At 63.6% G+C, this 17644-nt stretch carries 18 protein-coding genes; 4 read left to right on the top strand and 14 right to left on the bottom strand.

Features of this window, described 5'->3' with window-relative positions; translation table 11 throughout:
• Positions 1–11: 11 nt before the first annotated feature.
• From ACOZK4_RS02080 to ACOZK4_RS02060, 5 genes are all read right to left on the bottom strand, one after another.
• Positions 12–515, bottom strand: a complete 504-nt coding sequence (locus tag ACOZK4_RS02080; RefSeq protein ID WP_313527485.1) for an invasion associated locus B family protein — start codon at positions 513–515, stop codon at positions 12–14.
• Between the two features lie 321 nt (positions 516–836).
• Positions 837–1226 carry a YkvA family protein gene (locus tag ACOZK4_RS02075; RefSeq protein WP_421590134.1) on the bottom strand — a complete coding sequence of 130 codons (390 nt, stop codon included), beginning with the start codon at positions 1224–1226 and terminating at the stop codon, positions 837–839.
• A gap of 128 nt (positions 1227–1354) precedes the next feature.
• Complete coding sequence (locus ACOZK4_RS02070; RefSeq protein WP_421590133.1) at positions 1355–1663, bottom strand: 4a-hydroxytetrahydrobiopterin dehydratase; 309 nt, start codon at positions 1661–1663, stop codon at positions 1355–1357.
• A gap of 78 nt (positions 1664–1741) precedes the next feature.
• Positions 1742–2467 (bottom strand): beta-ketoacyl-ACP reductase, encoded by a 726-nt coding sequence (locus ACOZK4_RS02065; RefSeq protein WP_313527479.1) that lies wholly within the window; start codon positions 2465–2467, stop codon positions 1742–1744.
• Positions 2468–2599: 132 nt separating this feature from the next.
• Positions 2600–3781, bottom strand: a complete 1182-nt coding sequence (locus tag ACOZK4_RS02060; RefSeq protein ID WP_421590132.1) for an acetyl-CoA C-acetyltransferase — start codon at positions 3779–3781, stop codon at positions 2600–2602.
• A gap of 289 nt (positions 3782–4070) precedes the next feature.
• Between ACOZK4_RS02060 and phaR the strand changes: the two genes are divergently transcribed.
• Complete coding sequence (gene phaR, locus ACOZK4_RS02055) at positions 4071–4649, top strand: polyhydroxyalkanoate synthesis repressor PhaR (protein WP_117371305.1); 579 nt, start codon at positions 4071–4073, stop codon at positions 4647–4649.
• Positions 4650–4684: 35 nt separating this feature from the next.
• On the opposite strand, the gene ACOZK4_RS02050 is transcribed toward phaR, so the two are convergent.
• From ACOZK4_RS02050 to mtgA, 4 genes are all read right to left on the bottom strand, one after another.
• A complete protein-coding gene (locus tag ACOZK4_RS02050) occupies positions 4685–5092 on the bottom strand; it encodes a hypothetical protein (RefSeq protein WP_313527472.1) in 408 nt (135 codons plus the stop codon).
• A 157-nt stretch (positions 5093–5249) separates the two neighbouring features.
• Positions 5250–5435 carry a 50S ribosomal protein L32 gene (rpmF, locus tag ACOZK4_RS02045; RefSeq protein WP_024271259.1) on the bottom strand — a complete coding sequence of 62 codons (186 nt, stop codon included), beginning with the start codon at positions 5433–5435 and terminating at the stop codon, positions 5250–5252.
• Positions 5436–5582: 147 nt separating this feature from the next.
• Positions 5583–6230, bottom strand: coding sequence for a glutathione S-transferase family protein (locus ACOZK4_RS02040; protein ID WP_421590130.1), 648 nt, complete (start codon positions 6228–6230; stop codon positions 5583–5585).
• Between the two features lie 68 nt (positions 6231–6298).
• Complete coding sequence (mtgA, locus tag ACOZK4_RS02035) at positions 6299–7090, bottom strand: monofunctional biosynthetic peptidoglycan transglycosylase (RefSeq protein ID WP_421590129.1); 792 nt, start codon at positions 7088–7090, stop codon at positions 6299–6301.
• 100 nt (positions 7091–7190) lie between these two features.
• Between mtgA and ACOZK4_RS02030 the strand changes: the two genes are divergently transcribed.
• From ACOZK4_RS02030 to ACOZK4_RS02020, 3 genes are all read left to right on the top strand, one after another.
• On the top strand, positions 7191–8108 hold the full coding sequence (locus ACOZK4_RS02030; RefSeq protein ID WP_421590128.1) for a polyprenyl synthetase family protein: 918 nt from the start codon (positions 7191–7193) through the stop codon (positions 8106–8108).
• A gap of 4 nt (positions 8109–8112) precedes the next feature.
• Positions 8113–9168 carry a histidinol-phosphate transaminase gene (gene hisC / locus ACOZK4_RS02025; RefSeq protein WP_421590127.1) on the top strand — a complete coding sequence of 352 codons (1056 nt, stop codon included), beginning with the start codon at positions 8113–8115 and terminating at the stop codon, positions 9166–9168.
• Between the two features lie 126 nt (positions 9169–9294).
• Positions 9295–9939: a LysE family translocator gene (locus ACOZK4_RS02020; RefSeq protein WP_421590126.1), complete on the top strand. Its 645-nt coding sequence runs from the start codon at positions 9295–9297 to the stop codon at positions 9937–9939.
• Here ACOZK4_RS02020 and ispG read toward each other — a convergent pair whose 3' ends face one another.
• The 5 genes from ispG to pyc form a co-directional block, all read right to left on the bottom strand.
• Positions 9940–11193: a flavodoxin-dependent (E)-4-hydroxy-3-methylbut-2-enyl-diphosphate synthase gene (ispG, locus tag ACOZK4_RS02015; RefSeq protein ID WP_313527464.1), complete on the bottom strand. Its 1254-nt coding sequence runs from the start codon at positions 11191–11193 to the stop codon at positions 9940–9942. It lies immediately after the preceding gene.
• A 135-nt stretch (positions 11194–11328) separates the two neighbouring features.
• Positions 11329–12519 carry an MFS transporter gene (locus ACOZK4_RS02010; RefSeq protein ID WP_313527462.1) on the bottom strand — a complete coding sequence of 397 codons (1191 nt, stop codon included), beginning with the start codon at positions 12517–12519 and terminating at the stop codon, positions 11329–11331.
• Between the two features lie 26 nt (positions 12520–12545).
• Positions 12546–13310 (bottom strand): DeoR/GlpR family DNA-binding transcription regulator, encoded by a 765-nt coding sequence (locus tag ACOZK4_RS02005; RefSeq protein WP_421590173.1) that lies wholly within the window; start codon positions 13308–13310, stop codon positions 12546–12548.
• A gap of 170 nt (positions 13311–13480) precedes the next feature.
• A complete protein-coding gene (locus ACOZK4_RS02000) occupies positions 13481–14032 on the bottom strand; it encodes an N-acetyltransferase family protein (protein ID WP_313527460.1) in 552 nt (183 codons plus the stop codon).
• Positions 14033–14156: 124 nt separating this feature from the next.
• Positions 14157–17615 (bottom strand): pyruvate carboxylase, encoded by a 3459-nt coding sequence (pyc, locus tag ACOZK4_RS01995; RefSeq protein ID WP_421590125.1) that lies wholly within the window; start codon positions 17613–17615, stop codon positions 14157–14159.
• Positions 17616–17644 lie beyond the last annotated feature (29 nt).

The raw sequence follows: 17644 nt of genomic DNA, 5'->3' as shown, positions 1-17644 counted from the left end.
TTTCGCGTACCTCAGCGGCACTTTTCGATCTGCTTCAGCGCGGCCGAGATGCCCGACAGCGAGTAGGAATAGGCCGTACCCGTGCCGCGGCGCGACTTCGCCTGCACCTGCATATCCTTGCCCGTCTTCATGGCGTTGACCAGCGCCGGCTCTTCGGCGGCGTTTTCCACCCAGGCCGAATTGCCCTTGGTGAACATCACGAAGGTGCGGCCGTCGATGACGACGTTGACCTTGGAGTTCTCCTGCAGCGGGTAGCCCATCATGGCCTGCGGCTCGTAGCTGATGTTCTGGCCGGGGCGCTGCGAGACGAGGAAGAAGACATCGCCGTGATCGACGCCGGGGGGCGTCTTTTCCTTCGGCACGGACAGAACGTAGCAGACCTTGCCGCCATTCGCCTGGTACGAATAGGCACCCCAGGCGTTGAACTGCTGAATGCGCGTCGGCGACTGGGCCGAGGCAACGCCTGCGGTCGCGATGACGAGGGCGAGTGCGGTTGCGAGCTTTCTTACGAACATGTTTTCCTGCCGGTTGTCTTGCCAGTGATTGCCGGCCGAAGGCAGATGCCTGCCACGCCGGTGTCGGCCTGCATGATGACGATTTGGTTCATTTTGACTTAATTCAGGTTACCAAACCGTCAACATGCACCTAATTTCCGAAGGTCTTCCGTGCCGCACCGGGACAAATTTGCGTTGAAAACCGCCGCTGCCCTTGCCGCAAGGGCTGAGCGTCCGCAGTCCCCATTTGGTGAGATAGACCCCGTCGAAACCCACTAATGGCAGAACGATTAGGGCAAGAATTTGACCCGCGAGAGTGCGGGCCAGACTGCCACAACCGCACTAGCCCGTAGGCTGCATTTCCGGCTCGTCCTCAAGCGCCTTGTCGGCGGAAATATAATGGTCTTCGCGGATGTGACCGCGGATGGCGGCGAAGGCGGCCGTCAGCACCGCGATGTCGTCTGAAAAGCCGACGAGCGCGAAGAAATCCGGGATGCCGTCGAGCGGCAGCACGAAATAAGCAAGTGCTGCCAAGAGGATACCGCGGACCTTGGTCGGCGTGCGTGGATCGAGCGCGCAATAGTAAGAGGCGACGAGATCGCGGGAGAACGGCACCTGCCGCATTGCGCGCTTCAACACGGGCCAGAACCGCTTCTTGATACGGGTCTCCTGGCGCGCCTGCTCGTCCTTGTCGCCCGGCAGCAGGATTTCGCCGATCTTCACATCATCCATTCAAGGCCTCCCTTGTGGTTTTTGCGCATTTGCGGGCGCAAAACCGCTTCGCACTTTGCTGCAATGCTTCAGGTGGCAGCGCCGGCAAAGCCCGGCGCGGAAACATATGGGGATGTTTTCACGTCGCTTCAACTCTTCGTGCGAAACGCCGCCGCCTTCTCCATGGCGGTCGCCATCTTGACGTCGAGCTCGGTCAGGCCGCCCGCATCGTGGTTCGTCAGGCGGACATCGACGCGGTTGTAGACATTGAACCATTCGGGGTGGTGATTGAATTTTTCCGCCGCCAGCGCCGCCTCGGTCATGAAGCCGAAGGCCTCGCGGAACGACTTGAACTTGAAGGTCTTCTCGATGGCGATGCCGTCGTCCGACCGGCTCCACCCCTCCAGGCTAGCAAGCGCTTCGGAAATGGCGGCTTCATCAAGCTTTTCCTGTTTCATGGCGCCCTCGCTTTTTCGCATCCTACCATAATGAAAACGGCGCCCGAAGGCGCCGTGTTCCCTAGCCGGACAATGCGGTCAGACGAAGAACTGGCCGCCGTTTGCCGAAATCGTCGAGCCGGTGATGAAACCGGCATCGTCGGAGGCGAGGAAGACGACCACCCGGGCGATCTCTTCCGGTTCGCCGAGGCGGCCGACCGGGATCTGCGGGATGATCCGCTCGTTCAGCACCTTTTCCGGGATGGCGCGCACCATTTCCGTGCCGATATAGCCGGGGCAGATGGCGTTGACCGTAATGCCCTTGGCGGCACCCTCCTGGGCGAGCGCCTTGGTGAAACCGAGGTCGCCGGCCTTGGCGGCAGAATAGTTCGCCTGGCCCATCTGGCCCTTCTGGCCGTTGATCGAGGAGATGTTGATGACGCGGCCGAAGCTGCGGTCACGCATGCCGGACCAGACCGGATGGGTCATGTTGAACAGACCGGTCAGGTTGGTGTTGATGACGGCGCCCCACTGGTCGGGCGTCATCTTGTGGAACATCGCATCCTTGGTAATGCCGGCATTGTTGACGAGGATTTCGACGGGGCCGAGATCGGCCTCCACCTTGGCGATACCCTCGACGCAGGATTCGTAGCTCGCCACGTCCCACTTGTAGACGGGGATGCCGGTCTCCGCCTTGAAGGCGTTGGCGGCATCGTCATTGCCGGCATAACTTGCAGCCACCTTGTATCCCGCCGCCTTCAGCGCCACCGAAATGGCGGCACCGATGCCGCGCGATCCCCCAGTTACCAATGCTACCCTGCTCATGTGGCTCACTCCCCTAGGCTGTTTTTTTGAATCGACCCGTCGCCCCGCCGGCGGCAGGTCATGGCAAAGCAGAATGTCAGTCGATGATCAGAGCGTTTCCGCAAAACCGCTAAGCGCTTTTGCGGGGGTTGCTCAGAGGCTCTCGACGCACATCGCCACGCCCATGCCGCCGCCGATGCAGAGCGTGGCGAGGCCCTTTTTGGCGCCGCGACGCTTCATCTCGAAGAGGAGCGTGTTGAGGATGCGGGCGCCGGATGCACCGATCGGGTGACCGATGGCGATGGCGCCGCCGTTGACGTTGACGATATCGGGATTCCAGCCGAGATCCTTGTTGACCGCGCAGGCCTGCGCCGCGAAGGCCTCATTGGCTTCCACGAGGTCGAGATCGCCGATCTTCCAGCCGGCGCGTTCGAGCGCCTTGCGCGACGCCGGGATCGGGCCGGTGCCCATGACCTTCGGATCGACGCCGACGGTCGCCCAGGACACGATGCGGGCAAGCGGCTGGATGCCGCGGCGCGAGGCCTCGGCTTCGCTCATCAGGAGAGCGGCAGCGGCGCCGTCATTCAGGCCCGAGGCGTTGCCCGCCGTCACGGTGCCTTCCTTGTCGAAGGCCGGACGGAGCTTGGCCATGGAATCGAGTGTGGCGCCATGGCGGATATATTCGTCGGCGTCGACGCTCACGTCGCCCTTGCGGCCCTTGACGATGAAGGGAACGATCTCGTCCTTGAAGCGGCCGTCCTTCTGGGCGGCCTCGGCCTTGTTCTGCGAGGAGACGGCGAAGGCGTCCTGCTCGTCGCGCGACAGCTGCCACTGCTTGGCGACGTTTTCGGCCGTCGTGCCCATGTGGTAGCCGTAGAAGGCGTCGGTCAGGCCATCCTTGATCATGGTGTCGACCATCTTGAAGTCACCCATCTTCACGCCGCCGCGCAGATGCGCGCAATGCGGGGCAAGCGACATAGACTCCATGCCACCCGCGACGATGATGCTGGCGTCGCCGGTTGCGATCTGCTGCATGCCGAGAGCGACAGCGCGAAGACCCGAGCCGCAGAGCTGGTTCATGCCCCAGGCCGTGGCCTCCTGCGGCAGGCCGGCCTTCATGGCGGCTTGGCGGGCCGGGTTCTGGCCTTCGCCGGCCTGCAGCACCTGGCCGAGGATCACCTCGTTCACCTCGCCCGCCGCAACACCCGCGCGCTCCAGAACCGCCGAAATGACCGTCGCCCCGAGCTCGTGGGCGGGCGTGTTGGCGAAGGCTCCGTTGAAGGACCCGACCGCGGTGCGGGCGGCGCTGGCGATGACGATGGACGGGGTGCTCATGGTGTGCTTCCTCAATTCTGCGACCGGGTGGTCGGTCTTGGAACCGGCCCGGCGCACGAACGGCGCGAGCCGGCGGTTCTCCCGAAATCAAAACTGGCAAAGCGAAGGAAGAGAGTCAAACGGGATATCCGATGCCGCTAAAATTTCATCGCCGCGACATGCAGCATGAAAATCCATGTTGCGCAGCATTCCTCGCCGCATCGCACAATTCGATTGTCAGCCGCCGTCTTTTTGCGGATACTCCTGCCGACCAAAAAAGAAATGGAAATACGGGGATGAGGAGACCCTAATGGCCAGGAACGACGGTCAGATCGTCATCAAGAAATATGCGAACCGGCGCCTCTACAACACCGGTACGAGCACCTATGTGACGCTCGACGATCTTGCGGTCATGGTGAAGAAGGGCGAGGACTTCACCGTGCAGGACGCCAAATCCGGCGAGGACATCACCCATTCGGTGCTCACCCAGATCATTTTCGAGCAGGAATCCAAGACCGGCAACACGCTTCTGCCGATCTCGTTCCTGCGCCAGCTGATCTCCTACTACGGCGACCAGATGCAGATGGTCGTGCCGAGCTATCTCGAGCACTCCATGCAGGCCTTCACCGATCAGCAGGCGCAGATGCGCGAGCAGATCAACAAGACCCTGGGCGACACGCCGCTCGGCAAGAACCTGCAGGTGCCGATGGCGCTTATCGAGGAAACGACGCGGCGCAACACGGAACTCTTCCAGCAGGCGATGAAGATGTTCACGCCCTTCGCCGCAGCCGCGCCGCCGAAGGAGACGCGCAAGGCCGAGCCCAAAGACCTCGACGAGCTGAAGGAACAGCTGCGCGCCCTCCAGACGAAGCTCGACAATCTGAGCTGAGAAGCCGGGATCGGCGCGGGGAAGCCCGCGCCACCTCAAAGCCCGATGGAGACGTCGCGGCCCGCCGTGCGGATCGACACCGCAAAACCTGCGATGACGTCGATGAACGTGATCGTCATCAGGATGAAGAAGATCTGCGTCGCCGCGCCCTGCACCAGCAGGAATTCGACGAGAAACACCACGAACAGCACCATCGACAGCATGTGATCAAGCAGCGCGCGCGAGCCCGGCCGCGTGGCCTTGAGGATCTCCACGAAGAGCAGCACCAGCGCGACGAGGATGAGCAGGTCGCCAAAGGCCATGGTCCAGGTCGTGCCGGAGAGCATGTTGACCGCCATAACCTCGCTGTCGAGCACGGCAACGCCGCCATCGCCGAAGAGACCGGTCATGGCAAGGTTGTAGAGGGCGAAGGGAATGATCAGCAGCGGAATGGCAAACAGCATCGGCAAAAAACTCCGAGTAACCGCCGGGCTGGCGGCCTTCGGATGGTCTTAGCCGAAGAATCGGCACAAGAAAATGTCGACTCACCGGAAAGGCCGGACCAAAAAGAAAAGGCCCGGGAAAATCCCAGGCCTTGATCTCCGCTGATGCCGAAAGCGCTTATGCGCTTTCCTTCGGCGTCAGAACCTGGCGACCGCGGTACATGCCAGTCTTCAGGTCGATATGGTGCGGACGGCGCAGTTCGCCCGAGTTCTTGTCTTCGACGTAGGTCGAACCCTTCAGAGCGTCTGCGGAACGGCGCATACCGCGCTTGGACGGGCTCGTTTTTCTTTTCGGTACAGCCATTTCACTAACTCCACTTATCGGGCAAACACATCCTCACGCCACCGAATGGCTGACAAGGACATGTCGTTATTTCGGAAATTTGGCCGGCTTATACACAGCAAAAGCCTGCTTGACCAGTCCTCGTGCTGTTTTTTTCGACTCTGGCCGTCAGACCTCGTCTTCCGGCACGATCCACGGCTCGGCTTCCGCCGCCGCCTGCCATTTCCGCCAGGCCGGATGCGCCTTCATGCGCGCCATATAGGCCAGTACCGTTTCGTCCGTCGTCAGGCAATACACTTCGAAACGGTTGACGACGGGCGCATACATCGCGTCTGCTGCCGAAAACCCGCCGAACAGGAACGGGCCGCCGGAGCGGGCCAGCGCATCCTTCCAGATCGTCTCGATCCGCGCGACGTCGTCCGTCACGCCGTCGGGCAGGTCGATGGCACTTGGCTTGCGGCGGATGTTCATCGGGCAGGCATTGCGGATGGCGAGGAAGCCCGAGAGCATTTCCATCGAGATCGACCGCGCTTCGGCGCGGGCCGCCGCATCCTGGGGCCAGAGGCCCTTTTCCGGGAAAAGCTCGGCGACATATTCGATGATGGCGAGCGATTCCCAGACCCTGGCCGCACCATGGTGCAACACGGGCACCTTGCCGGTCGGCGAAAGGTCGCGGAACTTTGGGTTGCCGGCGGCGAAGTCGAAGGGAATCACCCTGTCCGTGAAGGGCACGCCCGCTCCCTCCAGCGCGATCCACGGCCGGAAGGACCAGGAGGAATAGTTCTTGTTGCCGACATAGAGGATGAGGTCTGACATTTTACGCTCCTTGCGAGCGCCGGACCCTACGGCTTCATCGAGGACAGCACCAATGAAAAGGCCTGAACTCAGTCATAAAGGCATTTGATATAATCGCCCGAACCGCTCGCCCGCCGCTCGATGAGCCGCGCCAGCCGCTGCAGCCCGCGCCCCGGCTTGCCGGCATTGCGCTCGATCGGATTGGGCAGCGAGACGGCGAGAAGGGCGGCCTGGCGGCGCGAGAGCTTTGCCGCCGGCACCTTGAAATGGTGCTGGGCGGCAGCCTCGATGCCGTAGATGCCCGGCCCCCATTCGGCGATGTTGAGATAGATCTCCATCAGCCGCCGCTTGCTCCAGACGAAATCCGCCGCCACCGCCAGTGGCAGCTCCATCGCCTTGCGCAGGAAGGAGCGACCGTTCCACAGGAACAGGTTCTTGGCCGTCTGCATGGGAATGGTGCTTGCGCCGCGCGTCTGTTCGCCGGCCAGCGCCTCGTTGACGACGGCGCGCATCTGGCCCCAATCGACGCCGGCATGGCGGCAATATTGCCCGTCCTCGGACATCATCACCGATTGCACGAGCGTGGGCGAGATATCCTCGAATTCCACCCATTGCCGGTCATAACCGCGCAGGAGCAAGAGATCGCGCAGCATCAGCGTGGAGACGGGGCGGATGAAATCGATCGCATAGAGCACGATCAGCACATAGGGCAGCGCAACGAGTGCGAGAACGGCAAGAACGATCCGTCGCCAGTTCCGGCTCAGGCGGGTCATCCAACCCTCCGTTTCGCCGGCGTCTGCCTCCGAATTATCCGTCTCTGCCCGTGTTTCCGGTACGATGTCCAAGTGCCGGCGCCCATCCTTGCGTCGCTGCGCCTTCATACCGTCCCGGCTTGCCAAAAACCAGCGCTCCGCCGCGATTCTTTGCCGCCGTCCCGTCCTTCCCGTTGCCTCGGCCGGACACCCATGCCAAAGAGCGGCCATGAGCGCACGTCAACAGGAATTCCAGGCCCGCCTGAAGAGCAATGCCGAAGCGGTGGAAGCGCTGCTGGCCGACCTGCTTTCCAGCGAAAGGCAGCCGGACGAAATCACCCGCCCCGAACGCCTGATGGCCGCCATGCGCCACGGCGTGCTGAACGGCGGCAAGCGCCTGCGGCCCTTCCTCGTCATCGAATCGGCGGCGCTCTTTCCCGATGTTGCGCGCGAAACGGCGCTGCGCATCGGTGCGGCGCTCGAATGCATCCACTGCTATTCGCTCGTGCACGACGACCTGCCGGCGATGGACGACGATGACCTGCGCCGTGGCCAGCCGACCGTGCACATCGCCTTCGACGAGGCGGCGGCTATCCTTGCCGGCGACAGCCTGCTCACACTCGCCTTCGACATCGTCGCGGCCCCCGAAACATGCCTGCCGGATGCCACCAAGACCGCGCTCATCCTGGCGCTGGCGCGCGCCGCCGGCATCGGCGGCATGGCCGGCGGCCAGATGCTCGACCTTGCAGCGGAGAAAGTCGCCCCGGACGAAGGCGGCATCGTCACGCTTCAGGCGATGAAGACGGGCGCATTGCTGCGCTTCGCCTGCGAGGCGGGCGCGATCATCGCCGGCGCTTCGCAGGACGAACGCACGGCGCTGCGCCGCTACGGCGAAACCGTGGGCCTCGCCTTCCAGATCGCCGACGATCTGCTCGATCTCACCGCCGATGCGGCGACCATGGGCAAGGCGACGGGCAAGGATGCCGACCGCGGCAAGGCGACGCTCGTGTCGCGCCGCGGCCAGGCCTGGGCGGAAGATCGCCTTCAGGCGCTTGTGACGGAGGCCGAGGCGCTTCTTGCGCCGTTCAGCCATCGGGCCGGAATCCTGATCGAAACCGCCCATTTCATAGCCAATCGCAGGAACTGACGTCATGAGCAAATTCTGGTCGCCGATCGTCGCCACGCTCAAGCCCTATGTCGCAGGCGAACAGCCGCGCATTCAAAACCTCACCAAGCTCAACACCAACGAAAACCCCTATGGCCCCTCGCCCAAGGCGATCGCCGCCATGCGAGGAGCCGTCGCCGACAGCTTGAAACTCTATCCCGACCCCTCGGCGCTGGCGCTGCGCCAGTCCATCGCCCGCTTCTACGGCGTGGATGCGGACGAAGTCTTCGTCGGCAACGGTTCCGACGAGGTGCTGGCGCATGCCTTCGTCGCCCTTCTCAAACATGAGAAGCCGCTCGCCTATCCCGATATCACCTACAGCTTCTACCCGACCTATTGCCGGCTGTTCGGCATTGAATCGGTCGAGATCCCGCTGAAAGACGATTTCACCATCGATCTCACGGACTATGATCGCCCCTGCGGCGCGATCATTATCCCGAACCCGAATGCGCCGACCGGCATCGGCCTGCCGCTTTCCGCCATCGAGAAGCTGGTGGCCGAGCATCCGGACCAGCCGGTCGTGATCGACGAGGCCTATATCGACTTCGGCGGCGAGAGCGCGATCCCACTGACGAAAAAATACGACAACCTGCTCGTCGTGCACACGCTGTCCAAATCCCGCTCGCTGGCCGGCCTGCGCGTGGGCTACGCCATCGGCCAGCGCCCGCTGATCGATGCGCTGGAGCGCGTCAAGGACAGCTTCAACTCCTATCCGCTCGACCGCATCGCCCAGGCGGGTGCCGCCGCTGCCGTCGACGACCGAGAATGGTTCGACGAGACGCGGGGCAAGGTCATCGAGACCCGCGAGCGCGTCACAGGCGCATTGCGTCAGCGCGGCTTCGAGGTGCTGCCCTCGCAGGCGAACTTCGTCTTCGCCCGCCACCCGGCGCATAGCGGCGAGACGCTCGCCAAGGGCCTGCGCGACCGCGCCGTCCTGGTGCGCCACTTCGCCAAGCCCCGCATCTCGGACTTTTTGCGCATCACCATCGGCACGCCTGACGAATGCGACCGGCTGATCGCGGCGATCGAAGAGATCGTCTGAGGTTTTCGGACAGCGTCTTCTCGTTCGGCCTGGAAAGGCCGGATGAGAGGGACATGTGGTGCAATTCTCCGGCTTGGAGCGGGAAAACCGATCGATTATCGTTCGCTGACATAGAAGCGGTGAACCATGACCGATCTTACACCCTATCTGCCGCAACTCGCCGTCGCCTGGACGGCCTATTTCATCGCGACGGCCTCGCCGGGGCCGGCGATCATCGCGATCATCGCAACCTCGATCAGTCAGGGACGGCGGGCAGGTCTTGCGCTCGCCTCCGGCGTGCTGACCGGCTCCTATATCTGGGCGATCCTGACGGCCTCAGGCCTGTCCGCGCTAATCCGCACCTATGGCAAAGCGCTGATCGTGCTGAAGATCGTCGGCGGCTGCTACCTGCTGTGGCTCGCCTGGAATGCCTGGTGCGCCGCCCGCAGGAGCGAGGAAACCTATCGCGCCCAGATGGCCGCGATGCCGGCTCTTTCGCCGCGCCGGCAGTACCTCAAGGGTCTCGGCATCCACATCACCAATCCCAAGGCGATCTTCAACTGGATCATGCTGACATCGCTCGGCATGCCGCCGGGAGCACCGGGTGGTGTGATGGCGACCTTCATCGCCGGCTGCATGGTTTTGGGGGTCTGCGTCTTCCTCGGCTTCGCGCTCGTCTTCTCGCTCGGCCCGGTACACCGCGCCTATCTGAAATCGCGCCGTGCCATCGAAGGCGTCATGGCCGCCTTCTTCGCTTTCGCCGGGTTCAAACTTTTAACGACCCGCCTCTAATTATTCGGCAGCGGCCTGGCCCTGCCCGTAGCGCTTCTCGATATAGTCGTTGACCAGCGTCTCGAATTCGCCGGCAATGTTGGTGCCGCGCAGCGTCATCGCCTTCTTGCCATCCACATAGACGGGCGCGATTGGCAGTTCGCCGGTGCCCGGAAGCGAGATGCCGATATCGGCATGTTTGCTCTCGCCCGGCCCGTTGACGATGCAGCCCATGACCGCGACCTTGAGGCCTTCGACACCGGGATATTTTTCCCGCCAGACCGGCATGTTCTTGCGGATATCGTCCTGAATTTTCTGCGCCAGTTCCTGGAAGACCGTCGAGGTCGTGCGTCCGCAACCCGGACAGGCGGCGACGACGGGAATGAACTGGCGAAAGCCCATGACCTGCAGCAGTTCCTGCGCGACCTGCACCTCGCGGGTGCGGTCGCCGCCGGGCTCCGGCGTCAGAGAGATGCGGATCGTATCGCCGATGCCCTGCTGCATGAGGATGCCGAGCGAGGCCGAGGAGGCAACGATACCCTTGGTGCCCATGCCGGCTTCGGTGAGGCCGAGATGCAGCGCGTGGTCGGAGCGCGACGACAGCATCGCATAGACGGCGATGAGGTCCTGCACGGCGGAGACCTTTGCCGAGAGGATGATGCGGCTGCGCGGCAGGCCGATCTCTTCCGCCAGTTCCGCCGACAGCAGCGCCGACTGGCAGATCGCCTCGCGCATCACCTGCTGGGCCGTCAGCGGAAAGCCTTTGTCCTGGTTTTCGTCCATCAGGCGGGTCAGCAGCTCCTGGTCGAGCGAGCCCCAGTTGACGCCGATGCGCACCGGCTTGTCGTAGCGGATAGCCGTCTCGACGATGGCCGAGAACTGCCGGTCCTTCTTCTCCTTGAAGCCGACATTGCCGGGATTGATGCGGTATTTCGCCAGCGCCTCGGCGCAGGCCGGATGATCGGCGAGCAGCTTGTGGCCGATATAATGGAAGTCGCCGACGAGCGGCACGTCGAGGCCGAGGCGCTCCAGGCGCTCACGGATCTTCGGCACGGCCGCCGCACTCTCGTCGCGATCCACCGTGATGCGCACGATCTCGGAACCGGCGCGATGAAGGGCCGCGACCTGCGCCACCGTGCCGTCGATATCGGCCGTATCCGTATTGGTCATCGACTGGACGACGACGGGCGCGCCGCCGCCGACAAGCACGCCGCCCACATCGACGCCGACGGACTGGCGCCGCGGCTTCGGTTCAAAGTCGAAGGAAAAGGACATTTTGGAGCCTCTTGCTCGAAAAGCGGCCAGCGCCCGAAAAGGCGCGGCCTTTGCCCTCAGGTGGATCAGGACGCGGGGCTTGTCAACAGCAAGAGCCGGCACGCGCGACGATTTGATCGCCGCGCGTGGTTCGTCTCAATGGTGCTCGCGCACATCCGCATGGATCGCGTGACGCGACAGGAGAAGCACGACGATGAACAGCACCGGCAGGAGCGTGAAGATGATAGCAAAGCCGGTGTGCTCGGCGATGAAGCCGATGACCGAAGGCGCGAAGAGCGAGCCGGAATACCCCATGACGGTCGCGACCGACAACGCCACGCCCTGCGCGAAGCCCGGCAGGTTGCCGGCCGCGGAAAAGGCGATCGGCACCATATTGGAAATGCCGACGCCGCAGAGCGCGAAGCCGAGCATCGCCACATAGGCATTCGGTGCCTGACCGGCGATGATCATGCCGATGATCGCCATCACTGTGCAGAACCGCAGCGTCTTCACCGCGCCAAAACGGTCGCGCACATGGTCGCCGGCAAAGCGCATGACGGCCATGGTGAGCGAGAAGGCGCCGAAGGCGAAGCCGGAAAGCGCCAGCGACGCGCCGAGTTCGTCGCGCATATAGAGCGCGCCCCAATCAAGGATCGCGCCTTCCGGCACCATGGAAAAAAGCGCCATGATGCCGATCAGCCACGGCAGCAGGGTCATCGGCAGGCGCACCTTCTGGCGCTCCTCGCTCGGATGCGGCGCATCGTGCAGCACAAAGGGCCAGATGACGACGAGCGCGACGATGCCAAGCCCCGTCAGCAGCAGTGCATGGCCCATCACACCCATCGTCTCGATGAGGAAACCGCCGGTGGACGCACCGATGAAGGCGCCGAGGCTCCAGAAGGCATGACAGGACGACATGATCGCCCGGCGCATCGACTTTTCGACCTCGACGGCATTGCCGTTCATCGAGACGTCCATCGCGCCCATCAAGCCGCCGAAGAAGAAGATCGCGACGGCACCGACAGGAATGGTCGGCGCAATCGAGAGCAGCAGCATGGTCGTGAGGAAGAGGATCGTCGCGCCCTTCACCGTGCGCGTCGTGCCGAAATGCGCAATCAGAATGCCGGCGATCGGCATCAGCACCAGCGAGCCGATGCCGAAACACATGATCATCAGGCCGAGGCCCGATTCGGAGAGATCGAGACGGCTGGCGAATTCCGGAATTTTCGGCGCCCAGGCGCCGGCGAAGGTGCCGTTCAGCAGGAACAGGCCAGAGACGGCAAGCCGCGTCGAGGGGAAATAGGTCTTGGCGAAGGATTTGCCGGAAACGGCATTTTCGGGCGTCATCTTGGGAGTTCCATTGCTTGGGAGGCCTAGCTGGCCCGGATGGTTTCGATGCCGGCGCTGGCGAGCGCTGCGACTTCCGCGTCATCCGCATCGGCCTCGATGACGGCGCGCGTGACGCGGGCGAGCGGCACGACCGAATAGGGAGCCGCGGTGGAAAGCTTGTCGTTGGTGACGGCGATGAGCACGGTCTTGCTGCGCGAGGCGAGGAAGCGCTTGAACTCGGCATCCTCGAAGGAATAGGCGGTGACGCCGGCCTCCGCATCAATGCCGCAGACGCCGAGCACCATGATGTCGGGGCGGAAGGCCTCCGCATCGCGCAGCGCCTTGGCGCCGACCGCACCGCCGACGGCCGGATCGATCACGCCGCCGAGCTGGATCGTCCGGATATCGCGCTCGAGCACGGCCGCCGCGATGGCGGGCGCGTTGGTCACCACCGTCAGGTCGGCGCCGATGGGCAGCGCGCGGGCGAGGGCGAGATTGGTGCTGCCGGCATCGAGAAACACGTTGGAGCCGGATGGAATGAGCGCCGCCGCGGTCCGTGCCAGCGCCGCCTTGCGCTCGCCGCCGATCGCGATGCGCTCGTTCATCGAGACCTGCGACTGGGAAACGCGCAGGGCACCGCCATAGACCCGGCGGCAGAGGCCGGCCGAGGCCATCTCGCGCAGATCCCGCCGGATCGTGTCTTCCGACACGCCCAGTTCCTGCGCCAGCTCCGCCGCGATCACCCGACCCGAAAGGTCGAGCCGCGTGCGGATGAGCGCCTGCCGCTCGCCGAGAAGAAGATCCTGTATCGACACCGCATCACCAAATCATGCACGATTGCGCTACAATGCGCACAACCAGGCATGAACGTCAATGAATGCGGGCGATCACGTTTGCTTGCACGACGTCGCTCGACATTCATCCAAGCGCGATCACGACGAACGCATGGGCAGACCTTGGAAGCTGCTCTTGCGAGCTTTTACGGCATTGTGCCGGGATAGTCCGTCGCCGACGGCTCGTTTTCCGCGCCGTCGCCCAGTGCGCGCTGCATGAACACCGTGTCCAGCCAGCGCCCGTGCTTGAAGCCCGTCGCGGTCATTCGGCCGGAATGCGCAAAGCCGGCGGCACTGTGCACGGCGATCGAGGCCGGATGCGCGCCGCCGATGACGGCCACCATCTGGCGGAAGCCGAGGTCTGTCGCGCGGCGGATCAGTTCGGCGAGCAGCGCCTTGCCGACGCCCTTGCCGCGCGCTTCCGGCGCCAGATAGACCGAATCCTCGACGAGCCAGCGATAGGCCGGCCGTGTGCGGAAGGCCGAGACATAGGCGTAGCCGAGGATGAGGCCGGTCTGCTCGACGGCAACGATATAGGGGTAACCCTTGCCGGTGATCGCAGTGAAGCGCGCCTCCATCTCATCGAGCGAAGGCGGATCGATCTCGTAGCTCGCAACCCCGTTCAGCACGGATTCACGATAGATCTCGGTAAAGGCGGCGATGTCGCCGAGGGCGGCGGTGCGAATGACGAAGCTCATGGAAGCCAACATTTGTTGAACAATTCCGCCGCGTTGTGCGTCCGCGCTTTCTGGAAAGCAAGACGAAAAAAGGGATGGGGTTAATCCCCATCCCTCTCGTTCACGTGTCGCGTCCGTGGGCCGGTCAGGCGCCGTAGACGACCAGCAGGTCCTTGGCGTCGATCTGGTCGCCAGCGCGCACCAGCACTTCCGAGATCATGCCGTCCTTTTCGGCATGCAGCGCCGTTTCCATCTTCATCGCCTCGATGGAGAGCAGCACGTCACCAGCCTTGACCGCCTGACCAGCGGAAACCGAGACCGTCGAGATAACGCCCGGCATCGGCGCACCGAGATGGGCAGCATTGCCGATGTCGGCCTTGCGTCGCACGGCGGAGGTGGCGGCGCGGTTGCGATCCGGTACCTTGATGAGGCGCGGCTGACCGTTCAGCTCGAAGAACACCTTGACCATGCCCTGCGCATCCGGCTCGCTGATCGCCTGATGCAGGATGACGAGGGAAACGCCCTTTTCCAGTTCAGGCTGAAGCTCCTCGCCGGGCGCAAGCCCGTAGAAATAGGCCGGCGTCGGCAGGACGCTGACGGGGCCGTAGGTATCGACGGCCAGCGCATAATCGGTGAAGACTTTCGGATACATCAGGTAGGAGGCGAATTCGAAGTCATCGACCGGGCGCTCCAGCTTGTCCTCGATCGCCTTGCGTTCGGCAGCAAGATCGGCCGGCGGCAGAAGCGAGCCGGGAACGGCGGTATAGGGCTCTTCGCCCTTCAGCACCTTCTTCTGCAGGGCTGCCGGCCATCCGCCCGGAGGCTGGCCGAGGTCGCCCTTCAGCATGGAGACGACCGAATCCGGGAAGGCAATGTCGCGCGCCGGGTTCTCGACATCGGCGACGGTAAGGTCCTGGCTGACCATCATCAGCGCCATGTCGCCGACCACCTTGGAGGACGGCGTCACCTTGACGATATCGCCGAACATGTGGTTGGCATCGGCATAGGCCTGGGCGACCTTGTGCCACTTGGTCTCCAGACCGAGCGAGCGGGCCTGTTCCTTGAGATTGGTGAACTGGCCGCCCGGCATTTCATGCAGATAGACTTCCGAGGCCGGCCCCTTGAGATCGCTTTCGAAGGCGGCGTACTGAAAGCGTACTGCCTCCCAGTAGAAGGAGATGCGACGGATCCATTCCGGATCGAGACCCGGATCGCGCTCGGAGCCCTTCAGCGCCTCGACGATCGAGCCGAGGCAGGGCTGGGACGTGTTGCCCGACAGCGCATCCATCGCCGCATCCACGACATCGACACCGGCATCGACGGCGGCAAGCACGGTCGCCGCGGCAATGCCCGACGTGTCATGCGTGTGGAAATGGATCGGAAGATCGGTCGCCTCGCGCAGCGCCTTGAACAGCACGCGGGCGGCGGCCGGCTTCAGGAGACCCGCCATGTCCTTCAGCGCGATCATATGCGCGCCGGCCTTTTCCAGCTCGCCGGCAAGGTTGGTGTAGTATTTCAGGTCGTATTTCGGGCGGGCGGCATTCAGGAGATCGCCGGTGTAGCAGATCGTCGCCTCGCAGATGCGGCCCTCTTCGGCAATCGCGTCCATCGAGACGCGCATGTTGTCGACCCAGTTCAGGCAGTCGAAGACGCGGAAGACGTCGATGCCGCCCTTGGCAGCCTGGCGGACAAAATACTTCACGACATTGTCGGGATAGTTCTTGTAGCCGACGCCGTTGGCGCCGCGCAGCAGCATCTGAAGCAGCAGGTTGGGCGCATCCTCGCGAATGCGGGCGAGACGCTCCCACGGGTCTTCCGTCAGAAAGCGCATCGAGACGTCGAAGGTCGCCCCACCCCAGCATTCCAGCGAGAAGAGCTGCGGCAACGCGCGCGCATAGGTGCCGGCGACGCGGGCGATATCATGCGTGCGCATGCGGGTCGCCAAGAGCGACTGGTGCGCGTCGCGCATCGTCGTGTCGGTGAGCAGGACCTGCTTCTGCCCGCGCAGCCATTCGGCGAATTTCTTCGGGCCGAGTTCGTCAAGCTTCTGCTTGGTGCCATCGGGGATATCGCCGTTGATATAGGGCACGACGGGCTTGGCGACATCGGAGGGCGGCTTCGGCCGGCCCTTGGCCTCCGGGTGACCGTTGACGGTAACGTCGGCGATATAGGTCAAGAGCTTCGTCGCACGGTCCTGACGCTTCACCTGCTGGAAGAGCTCCGGCGTCGTGTCGATGAAGCGTGTCGTATAGGTGTTGGTGCGGAACGCCTCGTGGCCGATGATCGCCTCGAGGAAGGTGAGGTTGGTCGCCACGCCGCGGATACGGAATTCGCGCAACGCGCGGTCCATGCGGGTGATCGCCTCCGCCGCCGTGCTGCCCGACGCCGTGACCTTGACGAGCAGCGGATCGTAGTAGCGGGTGATATAGGCACCGGTATAGGCCGTGCCGCCGTCGAGACGGATGCCGAAGCCGGCCGCCGAACGGTAGCCGGTGATGCGGCCATAGTCCGGGATGAAATTCTGCTCCGGGTCCTCGGTGGTGATGCGGCACTGCAGCGCGTGGCCGTTGAGGCGGATGTTTTCCTGTGCGGGAACGCCCGATTCCGGGGTGCCGATTGCCTCGCCGTCGAGGATGTGGATCTGCGCCTTGACGATGTCGATGCCGGTCACGACTTCCGTGACGGTGTGCTCGACCTGAATGCGCGGGTTCACTTCGATGAAGTAGAACTTGCCGCTCTCGACATCCATCAGATACTCGACCGTGCCGGCACCGATATAGTTCGTCGCCTGGCCGATCTTCAGCGAATAGTTGGCCAGTTCCTGGCGCTGCGCTTCCGAGAGATAGGGGGCCGGTGCGCGCTCGACGACCTTCTGGTTGCGGCGCTGGATGGAGCAGTCACGCTCGAAGAGATGCACGACATTGCCGTGGGTATCGCCAAGAATCTGGCTTTCGACGTGGCGGGCGCGCTCGACGAGCTTTTCGAGATAGACCTCGTCCTTGCCGAAAGCGGCCTTGGCCTCGCGCTTGGCTTCCGTCACCTCGCGGATCAGGTCCTTCGGGTCGCGGATGGCGCGCATGCCGCGTCCGCCGCCGCCCCAGGAGGCTTTCAGCATGACGGGATAGCCGATCTCGGCGGCGAGACGATGGATTTCGGCCTCATCGTCCGGCAACGGATCGGTGGCGGGCACGACCGGTACGCCGACGGAGATCGCCAGATTGCGCGCGGCGACCTTGTTGCCGAGCTGGCGCATGGTGGCCGGGCGCGGACCGATGAAGGTGATGCCGGCGGCGTCACAGGCATCGACGAATTCCGGGCTTTCCGACAGAAGGCCGTAACCGGGATGGATCGCATCCGCCCCGGAAAGCTTGGCAACGCGGATCACCTCCTCGATGGAGAGATAGCTCTCGATCGGCCCGAGGTCGCGGGCCAGATGCGGGCCGCGGCCGATCTGATAACTCTCGTCCGCCTTGAACCGGTGCAGCGCCAGTTTGTCCTCTTCCGCCCATATCGCAACTGTTTTCAGACCGAGTTCATTGGCCGCGCGGAACACGCGGATGGCGATTTCGGATCGGTTGGCGACAAGGATCTTGGAAATGGGCAAGTCGAACTCCTCAAGACTTGGGAAACGGG

It is taken from the genome of Shinella sp. M27 (assembly GCF_049199905.1).
In the GTDB taxonomy this organism is placed as follows: Bacteria; Pseudomonadota; Alphaproteobacteria; order Rhizobiales; family Rhizobiaceae; genus Shinella.
This window is presented reverse-complemented; position numbering and strand designations above follow the sequence as displayed.

Excerpts from the sequence above, each read along its gene's own strand:
- ACOZK4_RS02080 (WP_313527485.1), bottom strand. The coding sequence starts at position 515 with ATGTTCGTAAGAAAGCTCGCAACCGCACTCGCCCTCGTCATCGCGACC.
- ACOZK4_RS02075 (WP_421590134.1), bottom strand. The coding sequence starts at position 1,226 with ATGGATGATGTGAAGATCGGCGAAATCCTGCTGCCGGGCGACAAGGAC.
- ACOZK4_RS02070 (WP_421590133.1), bottom strand. The coding sequence starts at position 1,663 with ATGAAACAGGAAAAGCTTGATGAAGCCGCCATTTCCGAAGCGCTTGCT.
- ACOZK4_RS02065 (WP_313527479.1), bottom strand. The coding sequence starts at position 2,467 with ATGAGCAGGGTAGCATTGGTAACTGGGGGATCGCGCGGCATCGGTGCC.
- ACOZK4_RS02060 (WP_421590132.1), bottom strand. The coding sequence starts at position 3,781 with ATGAGCACCCCGTCCATCGTCATCGCCAGCGCCGCCCGCACCGCGGTC.
- phaR (WP_117371305.1), top strand. The coding sequence starts at position 4,071 with ATGGCCAGGAACGACGGTCAGATCGTCATCAAGAAATATGCGAACCGG.
- ACOZK4_RS02050 (WP_313527472.1), bottom strand. The coding sequence starts at position 5,092 with ATGCTGTTTGCCATTCCGCTGCTGATCATTCCCTTCGCCCTCTACAAC.
- rpmF (WP_024271259.1), bottom strand. The coding sequence starts at position 5,435 with ATGGCTGTACCGAAAAGAAAAACGAGCCCGTCCAAGCGCGGTATGCGC.
- ACOZK4_RS02040 (WP_421590130.1), bottom strand. The coding sequence starts at position 6,230 with ATGTCAGACCTCATCCTCTATGTCGGCAACAAGAACTATTCCTCCTGG.
- mtgA (WP_421590129.1), bottom strand. The coding sequence starts at position 7,090 with ATGAAGGCGCAGCGACGCAAGGATGGGCGCCGGCACTTGGACATCGTA.
- ACOZK4_RS02030 (WP_421590128.1), top strand. The coding sequence starts at position 7,191 with ATGAGCGCACGTCAACAGGAATTCCAGGCCCGCCTGAAGAGCAATGCC.
- hisC (WP_421590127.1), top strand. The coding sequence starts at position 8,113 with ATGAGCAAATTCTGGTCGCCGATCGTCGCCACGCTCAAGCCCTATGTC.
- ACOZK4_RS02020 (WP_421590126.1), top strand. The coding sequence starts at position 9,295 with ATGACCGATCTTACACCCTATCTGCCGCAACTCGCCGTCGCCTGGACG.
- ispG (WP_313527464.1), bottom strand. The coding sequence starts at position 11,193 with ATGTCCTTTTCCTTCGACTTTGAACCGAAGCCGCGGCGCCAGTCCGTC.
- ACOZK4_RS02010 (WP_313527462.1), bottom strand. The coding sequence starts at position 12,519 with ATGACGCCCGAAAATGCCGTTTCCGGCAAATCCTTCGCCAAGACCTAT.
- ACOZK4_RS02000 (WP_313527460.1), bottom strand. The coding sequence starts at position 14,032 with ATGAGCTTCGTCATTCGCACCGCCGCCCTCGGCGACATCGCCGCCTTT.